The following is an 11669-nucleotide window of genomic DNA, read 5'->3' as shown; positions in this document are numbered from 1 at the left end:
CGTACGGATAAGTACGCTGCATTCTTCGAAATCGCGCAAGCCTTGATCTTGAACTTTTTACGGCGCCATCTGAAAATCGACTTTTTACGAGCGCGTCAATATTGATTGATAGAAAGATAAATTGTTTTATGTCACAAAAAGACGATACCACCGCCGCATACACCTGCAATGAATACCGCATGGAAATGATTCTGCTGGCACTGGAAAAGCAGATGGCCCGCCCGGATTTGACCCCTTTGGAAAAAGAATCGATTCAGACCGAAATCCAGCGGGTGAAAAAAGAAATGGACATGGTCTGAGCCGCAATCCGCCGGGTTCTGCTATAGCTTCTTGCTGATCAGCCGCAGACCTTCCAGGGTCAGTTCGGGTTCCACTGCTTCAATGGTTTCCGAAAGCTTGCCGAGCAGGGGGGCCAGGCCGCCTGTTGCAATCACCCGCGGGGGGGGCGGCGCCATTTCCTTTCGGATCCGTTTGACCATGCCGTCCACCAACTCTGCATAACCATATAACAATCCGGATTTCATACTTTCAGCGGTTTCCTTTCCGATCACTGAAGCCGGCGGATCAAACAATTCCACCCTGGGCAGCTTGGAGGCTCTTTGAAACAGGGCTTCTGCGGAAATGCCGATTCCCGGTGAAATGGCGCCGCCCAGGTACTCGCCTTTTTCGGAAATGCAGTCAAAGGTGGTGGCCGTGCCGAAATCAATGATCACCAGACTGGTGCGGTATTTTTCATACGCGGCCACGGCGTTGACCAGGCGGTCTGCGCCCACTTCCCGGGGATTTCGGTAACAGATGGGCATGTCCACAACCCCGGGACCGATCCAGTGCGGACGGTGTCGAAGATACTTGCGGCAGTAGGCGTCCAAGGCCTGGATCATGGGCGGCACAACACAGGAAATCACGGTTTTGTCAATATCGGTGAACTGCAGCCCGTTTTGTGCAAAAAACCAGTCCATGTGCATGTGCAGTTCATCTTCAGTGCGTTTTGAGTTCGTGTGAAGACGCCACTGGGCTGCAATCTTGTCATCCCTGAAAATTCCCACCACCGTGTGCGTGTTGCCCACATCAAGAACCAGCAGCATGGTTGTTTTCCGATGTATTGGAGGTTTGCGGCAGAATCTGAACCGTAAAGACCTGGGGCTCGACCCGGAGCAAATCTGTTTTTTCCGGCAGCCGGATTTCCACCGGCAGCACATGGAGTCCCGGGCCCATGCCTTTTACATTCATTCGGACGTCAATGTCTTTGGCGGAAAATTCGTTTGCAAAAAAAAGCCGGTTTCCGGAAAGTGTGATGGTGACCGCAGCCGGCCGGACAATGCTGGGATGGGCATTGTGCACCAGTTCAACCGGAATATCGCTTATGGTTTTTTCAACTTTTTGTTTTTCAATCACCACCCGGATCCGGATCTGTGCGCTGCCTGTTGTTTCAATGTCTTCGGGCAGGTCCAGGGGCACTTTCTTTTCAATGGTTTCTGCGGCACCCGTGATGTCCAGGGAATGGGTCTGTAGAGCCCCGATTTGGCCAATCCGGCTTTCAGGGCCTGTGACCTCGACGCGTTCGGGAAAGACCGCTGTGTCCGCCACTTCATAGCCAAAAGCCGGGCTCCCTGAATAGCGGGCCTCCACGGCAATGGTGGCATTGATGGCTTCTTCGGGGGCGGAGGAAAAAGCGTTCTGGCTGAAAACAGGCATACAGGCGGCCAGAACCATAAACGCCAGGGCCGCGGGCCGAACCTGCCGGCCCGGATGCGGATGCCGGTATGCCTTCATTGGTTTTTCTCCCCGGCCGGAGAAACAGCCCAATGGCAAACCGCATCGGCTATGCCCACCGCTGCCCGGGCCCGGGAAACATTGTGAACCCGAACAATGCCCGCGCCGTTAAAGATGCCAATGGCCACCGCCGCCTGGGTTCCGGTTTCAATATCCGGATCATCAGGGGCGGGTTCGGTCCCCTTTGTCTGTCCCAGGATTTTGCGGATAAACGCCTTTCTGGAAACGCCCAGCAGAACAGGCGGACCAATGTCTTCAAACCGGTCGAGTTGGTGGAGGATCTGCAGGTTGTGGGCAATGGTTTTGCCAAAGCCCACGCCCGGATCAATGACAATCCGGTTGGCTTCCACGCCTGCCGCTTTTGCGCGGCCAACCGCATCCGTGAGAAAAGCGCGGATTTCTCCGATAAGATCGTCATACACGGGATTTTCCTGCATGGACCTGGGCGTGCCTTTCATGTGCATGAGCACCAGTCCGGCACCCGTATCAGCGGCTACCCTTGCCATGTCCGGATCAAAGCGCATGGCGCTGATGTCGTTGATGATTTCCGCGCCAGCGCCCACCGCCCGGCGGGCGACTTCCGCCTTGGTGGTGTCAATGGATATGGGCGCGTCAATGTTGCCGGCAAGGGCCCTTATCACGGGAAGAACCCGGTCGAGTTCCTCGTCAGCGGAAACCGGTTCGGAAAAGGGCCGGGAGGACTCTCCCCCGATATCGATGATATCAGCGCCCTGTTGGATCATTTCACGGGCGCGCTCCAGGGCGTCTTCATAGCGCAGAAATTTCCCTCCGTCTGAAAAGGAATCCGGGGTGACATTTAAGATGCCCATGATGGCGGTTTTTTTGTCAAGATGCAGCCGGCGGCTACAAAAGCAGAATTCATGCCGGCTCATCGGATTTTTCCTCCTCCTGCTGCTGCTCCTTGCGGATTTCGGCCTCTGCCTCTGAGGCGCTTTTTTCGCTGGGATCAGACGGCAGCCGGATCCCGGGGCGCATTTCCCGGATAAGCTCGTCGAGTTCCTTGCCCATGACGGTTTCCTTGTCAAGCAGCTGCTCTGCCAGGCGGTTTAAAATATCAACGTTGTCGGTGAGCAACTGCTTGGCCCGGCCATAGCCTTCCGTGACCAGACCGGAGACCTCGGCGTCGATTTTTCTGGCCGTATCCTCGGAGTAATCGCGGTGCTGGGCAATTTCGCGTCCAAGAAAGATGTGGTCATCGCTCTGACCGTAGGCCAGCGGCCCAAGGGCCTCGCTCATGCCCCAGGAGCGAACCATTTTCTGCGCCAGTTCTGTGGCTTTTTTGATATCATTGGCGCCGCCGGTGCTGATGCGGGAAAAAATCAGCTCTTCTGCCGCCCGTCCGCCCATGGCCACGGCCAGTTCACTCATGAGCTGGTCCTTGAACATGAAATCGCGTTCCTCCGGCAGAAACCAGGTAAGACCCGCAGCTCTTCCCCGGGGAATGATGGTGATCTTGTTGATGGAGTCGGTTTCCGGAGACAGCCGGGCCACCAGAGCATGGCCGCCTTCATGATAAGCTGTTGTCCGCTTGTCGTCCTCCTTCATGACCTTGGATTTGCGCTCCAGGCCCATGAAAATCTTGTCCTTGGCCTCCTCGAAATCGATCATGGCGACCTTGTCCTTATCTTTCTTGGCTGCGATCAGGGCTGCCTCGTTGACCATGTTTTCAAGGTCTGCTCCGGAAAATCCGGGGGTTCCCTTGGCCAGGATCACAGGATCCACGTCGGCGTCAGACGGGGTTCGCTTCAGGTGCACGTTGATGATTTCGGTTCTGCCCTTGATATCGGGCATTGGCACCACAACCTGGCGGTCAAATCGCCCGGGTCTGAGCAGGGCGGGATCGAGCACATCAGGCCGGTTTGTTGAGGCAATCAGAATGACGCCTTCATTGGACTCAAATCCGTCCATTTCAACCAAAAGCTGGTTTAATGTCTGTTCACGCTCATCGTGGCCGCCGCCCAGGCCGGCACCGCGCTGGCGGCCCACGGCATCGATTTCATCAATGAAAATCAGGCAGGGGGCGTTTTTTTTGCCCTGGACAAACAGATCCCGCACCCGGGATGCGCCCACGCCCACAAACATTTCCACAAAGTCCGAGCCGCTGATGCTGAAAAACGGAACCCCGGCCTCGCCGGCAATGGCCCGGGCCAATAGTGTCTTGCCCGTCCCCGGTGCGCCCACCATCAGGACGCCCTTGGGTATCCGGCCGCCAAGGCGGGTGTATTTTTTCGGATTTTTCAAAAATTCAACCAGTTCGGCCACTTCCTCCTTGGCCTCGTCAACGCCGGCCACGTCATCAAAAGTGATCTTGGCCATCTGGTCCGAGAGCATTCGGGCCCCGCTTTTGCCAAAGGAGAGGGCTTTTCCGCCGCCGCCCTGCATCTGGCGCATGAAAAAAATCCACACCGCGATCAGCAGGATCATGGGAAACCAGGAAACCAGCACCGAGACAAACCACGGGGTTTCCTGCTCGGGCTTGACCTTGATGGAAACGCCCTGTTCCCGTAAAATGGGAATCAGTTCATTGTCCTGGGGCGCATAAACCAGGGAGGTGTCTCCGGTTTCATCGGTTACCGAAAGCTTGTCGCCCTGTATGGTAACACTGTCAACCCGGCCGCTGTCGACCATGGTGAGAAACTGGGAATAGCCGATTTCATTTTCCGTCTGCTGCTGTGTGCTGAAAATATTGTAGAGCATGATCATCATCAGCACGATGACGATCCACAGCGCCAAATTCTTGTTAAACGCGTTCAACTTAAAAATCCTTTCGGAAATCCGTTAGGTGTTGAAGGGTTGCCGGCTCGCCGGAAATTTCAATTTTGAGAATGTTTGTGGTCTGTTCAGTGACCTTCACGCTTTGGTCAATGCGCAGCCCCCCCACCCAGACAATGCCTTCGGGGCTTTGGACAATGGGAATGCGGCGGCGCTCATGACGGTTAATTTTGTTGTTTATAAAAAAATCCTTAATTTTCATACGGCCCTGCATGCCCAGGGGTACAAATCGGTCCCCGGGACGCGCATTGCGGATGGTCAAAGGAAAACTCAGCTTATCGAGATCCATCCGGGCCGTTTTGCCGTTGTTTTTTAATGCCCTGGTATCGCCGTCATTTGTGGTGCATTCAAAACGGATTTGCGCCCCGGTTTCGGCAATCCGGATACAGGCACCGGCGCTGCCGAGTTCTCCGGCCTCCAGTTGATACGTAAAATCCTCAGTTTCATATTGTCTGCCGGACAATGAAACGGATCTCAAGGATTTTTTTTCCCGGGTCAGCACAAGCCGTTTGTCATCGCGAAAGACCCGGATCCGGCCGGGCAGATGAAACTGCCGGTTACGGGTGCTTTCCTTGTCCGTTGCTGAAACAATCTGTTCCACATGTTTCCAGCCAATGCGCCGCAGACTGCCCTTGATCTGCCTGAGGGCCATTCGCACAAGTCTTCGCGCGGCTGCCCGGGACTGGCCTGCAAGCGTTTCTGTGCATAGCACCACGTACCCGGAGCCCTGTTCCAACACAGCCTGCTCAAAAACCGGGGAGACAATGTCGTTTATCCAGGCGTTTTCCGCCTGCATCACGTTTGCGAGCCGCCAGAGTGTTTCGCTGATTTGCGGATTGTAAGTCTGCAGTTCCGGAAGCAATTGGTTGCGGATACGATTGCGGATAAACCGGTTGTCTTTATTGGACGCATCTTCCCGCCACGCAATATGTTTTTCCTGCAGAAACGTTTCAATCTCATTGTGCGACACCCGGATCAGCGGGCGGATGATCGGGCCGCGCACCGGAGAAATTCCGGTGAGTCCTTCGGGCCCGCTTCCCCGAAGCAGGTTGAGCATTACCTGTTCGGCTGCATCGTCTTTTTGGTGGCCTACGGCAATTCTGTCATATCCTTGGGTCTTTGCGATGTCAAAAAAGAAGGCGTAACGCGCTTTGCGCCCGGCTTCTTCGAGGCTGATTTTTTCCCGCCGGCAAAGGCCCCGTACATCCGACTGCTCCATATAATAAGGCAGATCCATGCTTCTGGCAAGGGCAGCGGTAAAATCGGCGTCCAGATCCGCGTCTTTTTCCCTCAGGCCGTGATGAACATGGGCAATGCCCAGGTGCCAGCCGTACTGACCGGCAAGGACAAACAGGCAATATAGCAGCGCCGTGGAATCCGCCCCCCCGGAAAGGCCGATGAGCACGGATCGGCCCGGGGCAATCATCGAATAAAAATCAATCGTGTCTTTGACCTGCCGCACCAGCGCATCCGAGGCAGACACGGCAGGGCGGCCGGCTTTAAATTTGTTCATGGTCAACCGATGTTGGACTTCAGTGGGTTTCAATAACATTTATACAAAATATAATAACCATGCTGAAAACACAAATAAATCTGACAAGCATATCCACGAAGGTGAAATTCTTTCTTGAAAAGCGGGCTCACAGTCCTTATAGTGGTTGTCCCGGCTGGGATAGGCGGGGTGATAGCGGTGCCCTGTACCCGAAAACCGCTTTATGCGGGGCTGAATCCCCTCCCGAGCATATTGACCGGATATCGTAAATTGTTCAGGTCGGCCGCCGCGCAACAGACGGTTACGAACCTCGTCAGGTCCGGAAGGAAGCAGCGATAAGTAATGTCAGTCTGTGTCGCGGATCGTTCCCGGCTTTGCAATGATTTACCTTTTCCGTGCCCTTGCAGAGGAGGGTTCCCGGCCGGGATCTTTCCCCTTTGTTTTTCTCTTTCCTTCCGGTTTCCAGCGAATTTGTCCAAAAAAACATGCCTTGACAATCCACAAGCGTGACTTATTTTTCTGTCAAACCTGATGCAGCCAAAGGTTGTGGAAGCATTTGAGATTATTGAATGCAGCCTGAGGCAGAAAAAAAACAACCAGGCAGCGTTTTTAAAATTCCGTTGTATCGCACACGTATGCGGGGGAGAAACATGTCTTTGATGCAAAAACGGTCAATGCCCCGAAATTCGGAGACAAACTTATGAGCCAGAAAAAAACGGAACAAGCCCGAAACAGCGAAGCCCGGGATGAGGATCTGCCGGACAGCGAGCCGGAACCGGAAGCTGAAACCGGGGCGGCGCAAGAGGCGCCCACGGAGGTGGATCAGTTGAAAAAGGAAGTGGCCGAAGCCCGTGCCGAAGCAGCAGAAACCTATGACCGGCTGCTGCGTTTGTCGGCTGAGTTTGAAAATTACAAGAAACGGATGCAGCGGCAGGCTGAAGATCACAGGAAATATGCCAATGAAAGCATCATCAAGGATCTGCTTTCCGTGGTGGACAACCTGGAGCGTGCTGTCAACGCATCCCAACAAAGCGGCAGCGAAGCCGACGCCTGCATGTTAGAGGGCCTGGAGATGACCCTCAATGAAATCCGCAAGGTTTTAAAAAAGTATCATGTGGAGCCGGTGGAGGCTGTGGGTCAGCCTTTTGACCCGACGTATCATGAAGCTGTCATGCAGCAGCCCTCGGAGGATCATCCGGACAACACTGTCATCCAGGAGATGCAGAAGGGATACATGCTCCATGACCGGCTGATCCGTCCGGCCATGGTTGTGGTGGCCAAGGCACCGGCCTGACCGGGGCGGCTGGTGATCAAAACCGTGTGTGAACAAGGCGGACGCACCTGGTAATCCATAATATCTGAAATTGAAAATAAATATCTTAAGGAGGCATAAAAATGGGCAAGGTAATCGGAATTGACCTGGGAACAACCAATTCATGCGTGGCCATCCGGGAGCAGAATGAAACAAAGGTGATCACCAACCCTGAAGGCGGGCGGACAACCCCTTCTGTGGTGGCGGTCAATGAAAGCGGTGAACGGCTGGTGGGTCAGATCGCAAAGCGTCAGGCCATCACCAACCCGGAAAATACGATTTTTGGTGTAAAGCGGCTGGTGGGGCGCAAGTTTGATTCAGACGCGGTCCAGAGAGATATCAAAAATATGCCCTACACCATTGAAAAGGCCAGCAACGGCGATGTCCGGATTAAAATCCAGGACAACAGATTCAGCCCTGCTGAGGTTTCGTCCTATATTTTAGGCCACATCAAGCGGTATGCAGAGGATTATCTCGGTGAACCGGTTACGGATGCCGTGATAACGGTGCCGGCTTATTTTGATGACAGCCAGCGGCAGTCTACCAAGGATGCGGGAAAAATTGCAGGCTTAAACGTCCAGCGCATCATCAACGAACCCACTGCCGCATCCCTGGCTTACGGGCTGGATAAAAAATCCGATGAGAAGATCGTGGTTTTTGACCTGGGCGGCGGCACTTTTGACGTTTCCATCCTGGAGATCGGCGACGGGGTGTTTGAAGTCAAGGCCACCAATGGGGATACCCATTTGGGGGGTGACGATTTTGACCTGCGCCTGATTGATTATCTGGCCGATGAGTTCCGCAAGGAAAGCGGCATTGACATCCGAAACGACAAAATGGCCCTGCAGCGGTTAAAAGAGGCTGCGGAAAAAGCCAAAATGGAGCTTTCCACTTCCATGCAGACCGATGTGAATCTGCCCTTTATCACAGCGGATGCAAACGGGCCCAAGCACATGAACGTCAAGCTGACCCGGGCCAAGCTTGAATCCCTGGTGGAAGACCTGCTCGACAGACTGGAAGGTCCCTGCAAAACCGCCTTGAAAGACGCCGGAATATCGGCCAACGACATCGACGAGGTGATCCTGGTCGGCGGCATGACCCGTATGCCCGCAGTACAGGAGCGGGTCAAGAATATCTTCGGAAAGGAGCCCAACAAGGGCGTCAATCCCGACGAGGTGGTGGCCATCGGCGCGGCCATCCAGGGCGCGGTGCTTTCCGGGGACGTCAAAGACGTGCTGCTGCTCGACGTGACACCGCTTTCGCTGGGTATTGAAACCCTGGGCGGCGTGATGACGAAGTTAATCGAGAAAAACACCACGATTCCGACGCGAAAGAGCCAGGTGTTTTCCACTGCCGAGGACAACCAGAGCGCGGTGACCATTCACGTGCTCCAGGGTGAGCGCGAAATGGCCTCTGGCAACAAGACCCTGGGCCGGTTTGAACTCACAGACATTCCCCCGGCGCCCAGAGGTGTGCCCCAGATCGAGGTGACCTTTGATATTGACGCAAACGGCATTGTGCATGTGTCTGCCAAGGACAAGGCCACCGGCAAGGAGCAGTCCATCAGGATTACGGCCTCTTCCGGACTGACCCAGGAGGAAATCGATCAGTTGGTAAAGGATGCCGAAAGCCATGCCGAGGAGGACAAGAGGCGGCGTGAACTGGTCGAAGCCCGCAACAACGCCGACGCCCTGATTTATTCTACTGAAAAGTCGCTCAAGGAACTCGGCGACAAGGTGGATGCGGAAACCCGTCAGCGGGTCGAGGAGATCTCGGGCCGGCTGCGCAAGGCCATGGAAGGCGAAGACAAGGACGAGATCAACAAGATCGCAGAAGAGCTGCAGCAGGCCTCTCATAAACTGGCTGAAACCATGTATCAGCAGGCTTCCCAGGCAGGCGGCGGTGAGCAGGCCGGCGGTGCTGGTGAAGCCGGCCAGGGTCAGCAGCAGGGTGCAGCAGATGAAGACGTGGTAGACGCTGACTATGAAGAGGTCAATGAGGACAAAAAATAACGTGACGGGTTTTTAAAAAATAAAAATCCGCGCGATAATCATAATCACCCGGTCTTTGCCCGCTGCGGCAGGGACCGGGTTTTTTTGTGCCCGTTGCCGGAGGGGCCCGCCATATGCAGCGGACCATGAATCAGGTTGACTTTTGCGTTGTTTCTGCTAATAACACGGCTTGCAATATTTGAAAAAATACCGTAACCTCCGGTCTTTTTTATACCATTTACGGCACCATCTGAGATCAGACTTTTTACGAAGCCTTCACGGATTGTTATCATACACATAAGAAAAATTTATGCAGCTCACCGAGATACTGGCCAGAAATGCCCGCCTGTATGGCGATGAAATCGCCTTGGTCGAGCGGGAGCCTGAAAAAAAACGTCGTTTTGAAATGACCTGGAAGCAATTTTACCACCAGGCCAACGCCTTTTCCCGTGTGCTGCGGGACCGGTTCGGCATTGAAAAAGGCGATCGGGTGATTCATCTGATGATGAATTGTATCGATTGGCTGCCGGTTTATTTCGGCATCCTGAGGGCCGGGGCGGTTGCCGTTCCCCTCAATTTCCGGTTCGAGGCCGCAAATATTGCCGGATGCACGGCATTGAGCGGGGCAAAGGCAATGGTGCTGGGCCCGGAATTCATCGACCGGATTCGTGCGGTGAAATCAGAACTCGACCGCCATGTCTCCCACTATATTTATGCCGGCCCACCGGAATTGTGTCCGGAGTTTGCAACCCCCTACAGCGAGATTCTACGGGGGGTGGATGTTTCCGAACCCGGGGTTTCCATAACTTCCTGCGACGGAGCGGGAATTTATTTCACTTCCGGCACCACGGGCGAGCCCAAGGGGGTGTATCTGCGCCACCGGCAGCTGGAGTTTGCCTGCTATGTGGAAAACCGGCATCACAACCAGACTCACAGAGACAATTTTCTTTGTATTCCGCCCCTTTACCATACAGGTGCCAAAATGCACTGGTTTGGCAATTTTATCGTGGGCGCCCGGGCCGTTATTTTAAAAGGCGTCAGTCCAAGGGCCATTCTGGAGGCGGTGTCTGAAGAGCATATCACCATTGTCTGGCTGCTTGTCCCCTGGGCCCATGATATCCTTGTGGCCCTTGAAAACGGGGATTTGCAGCTATCCGATTACAAACTGGACCAGTGGCGCCTGATGCATATCGGCGCCCAGCCGGTGCCGCCGAGCCTGATTGAAAAATGGCAGCGGTTTTTCCCGGCCCAGGACTATGACACCAACTACGGCCTCACAGAGGCCACGGGCCCGGGATGCGTACACCTGGGCCTGGAGAAAACCCACAAGGTCGGCGCCATCGGCCGGGCCGGTTTTGACTGGGAATGCCGGGTGGTCGATGACCAGGGCAATCTGCTGGAATCCGGGAATGCCGGGGAATTGCTTGTCAAGGGCCCGGGCGTGATGGAGTGCTATTATGGAAACCATGAAGCCACGCAAAATACATTGAAAGACGGGTGGCTGCACACCGGAGACATTGTCCGTCAGGATTCCGAGGGGTTTTTATGGCTAGTGGACCGGAAAAAAGACGTGATCATCACGGGCGGGGAGAATATTTTTCCGGTGGAGATTGAAAATTTTCTCATGAGCCATGAAGCGATTCTGGATGCAGGCGTTATCGGGGTGCCCGATCATCGGCTCGGAGAAGTGGCAGCCGCTGTGATTTCCGTAAAGCCGGGCAGGCAGGTTTCCGAAGAGGAGATCAGGGACTTCTGCGCTGCCATGCCCCGCTACAAGCGGCCCCGCCAAATCTTTTTTGACAAGGTGCCCCGAAATCCCACCGGAAAGATTGAAAAGCCCGGGCTTCGGAAAAAATATGCCCAATCCTTGATGGAACCGTAAAAGTCCAATATCTGCGTTACGCGCAATTTTTCATAATTTCACGTACGGATAAGTACGCTGCATTCTTAAAAATTGCGCAAGCCTTGATCTTGAACTTTTTACGGCCCCATCTGAAATCAGACTTTTTATGAGCGTATCAATCCTTATAACGCTTCGGACTTCCCGGTCTTTTCGGCATCTTCACGGATCAGGGTCCGGGCGATCTGCAGATCATAGGCCCGGCGGGGATCAAAACTGTCTTTGGAAAACATGGAAGCCGCCTGGCAGATAGCCTCGTAATCCACCCACCCGTGCTGATCCCACAACGAGGGATCATCTGCGTGCCACATCCGGAACTGCACGCTGTGGCCGTTTTGCCGCACATACATGCGAACCCGCTTGTTTTGAGGAAACGGATAGTAGTAAAGACCGTTGTCATCTTTCATT

At 54.4% G+C, this 11669-nt stretch carries 10 protein-coding genes and 1 other RNA gene; 5 read left to right on the top strand and 6 right to left on the bottom strand.

Annotation, left to right across the window (positions count from 1 at the left end):
* The first annotated feature begins 128 nt into the window (after window positions 1-128).
* Window positions 129-299: a hypothetical protein gene (locus ACTCIA_RS05390; RefSeq protein WP_463000773.1), complete on the top strand. Its 171-nt coding sequence runs from the start codon at window positions 129-131 to the stop codon at window positions 297-299.
* A 21-nt stretch (window positions 300-320) separates the two neighbouring features.
* On the opposite strand, the gene ACTCIA_RS05385 is transcribed toward ACTCIA_RS05390, so the two are convergent.
* Genes ACTCIA_RS05385 through tilS form a run of 5 tightly spaced genes read right to left on the bottom strand, consistent with a single transcriptional unit; the run spans window position 321 to window position 6079 of the window.
* A complete protein-coding gene (locus ACTCIA_RS05385) occupies window positions 321-1085 on the bottom strand; it encodes a type III pantothenate kinase (protein ID WP_463000772.1) in 765 nt (254 codons plus the stop codon).
* The gene (locus ACTCIA_RS05380; protein WP_463000771.1) at window positions 1069-1773 is read right to left on the bottom strand and encodes a CdaR family protein; all 705 of its coding nucleotides are present in this window, start codon (window positions 1771-1773) and stop codon (window positions 1069-1071) included. Before ACTCIA_RS05380 ends, ACTCIA_RS05385 begins: the two co-directional genes overlap by 17 nt.
* A complete protein-coding gene (gene folP, locus ACTCIA_RS05375; protein ID WP_463000770.1) occupies window positions 1770-2666 on the bottom strand; it encodes a dihydropteroate synthase in 897 nt (298 codons plus the stop codon). The genes ACTCIA_RS05380 and folP overlap by 4 nt, the downstream gene beginning before the upstream one ends.
* The gene (gene ftsH / locus ACTCIA_RS05370; protein ID WP_463000769.1) at window positions 2653-4548 is read right to left on the bottom strand and encodes an ATP-dependent zinc metalloprotease FtsH; all 1896 of its coding nucleotides are present in this window, start codon (window positions 4546-4548) and stop codon (window positions 2653-2655) included. The genes folP and ftsH overlap by 14 nt, the downstream gene beginning before the upstream one ends.
* Before the next feature lies 1 nt (window position 4549).
* Window positions 4550-6079, bottom strand: a complete 1530-nt coding sequence (gene tilS, locus ACTCIA_RS05365; protein WP_463000768.1) for a tRNA lysidine(34) synthetase TilS — start codon at window positions 6077-6079, stop codon at window positions 4550-4552.
* 154 nt (window positions 6080-6233) lie between these two features.
* Between tilS and ffs the strand changes: the two genes are divergently transcribed.
* From ffs to ACTCIA_RS05345, 4 genes are all read left to right on the top strand, one after another.
* An RNA gene (gene ffs / locus ACTCIA_RS05360) (signal recognition particle sRNA large type) lies at window positions 6234-6479 on the top strand.
* Between the two features lie 279 nt (window positions 6480-6758).
* The gene (gene grpE, locus ACTCIA_RS05355) at window positions 6759-7352 is read left to right on the top strand and encodes a nucleotide exchange factor GrpE (RefSeq protein ID WP_463000767.1); all 594 of its coding nucleotides are present in this window, start codon (window positions 6759-6761) and stop codon (window positions 7350-7352) included.
* A gap of 101 nt (window positions 7353-7453) precedes the next feature.
* Complete coding sequence (gene dnaK, locus ACTCIA_RS05350; RefSeq protein WP_463000766.1) at window positions 7454-9382, top strand: molecular chaperone DnaK; 1929 nt, start codon at window positions 7454-7456, stop codon at window positions 9380-9382.
* Between the two features lie 289 nt (window positions 9383-9671).
* Window positions 9672-11243 carry a class I adenylate-forming enzyme family protein gene (locus ACTCIA_RS05345; RefSeq protein WP_463000765.1) on the top strand — a complete coding sequence of 524 codons (1572 nt, stop codon included), beginning with the start codon at window positions 9672-9674 and terminating at the stop codon, window positions 11241-11243.
* Window positions 11244-11386: 143 nt separating this feature from the next.
* On the opposite strand, the gene ACTCIA_RS05340 is transcribed toward ACTCIA_RS05345, so the two are convergent.
* On the bottom strand, window positions 11387-11668 hold the full coding sequence (locus ACTCIA_RS05340; RefSeq protein ID WP_463000764.1) for a hypothetical protein: 282 nt from the start codon (window positions 11666-11668) through the stop codon (window positions 11387-11389).
* Window position 11669 lies beyond the last annotated feature (1 nt).

This window comes from Desulfosalsimonas sp. (assembly GCF_055149105.1).
The sequence above is the reverse complement of the archived record's forward strand: the minus strand, read 5'-3'. Positions and strand labels throughout refer to the sequence as shown.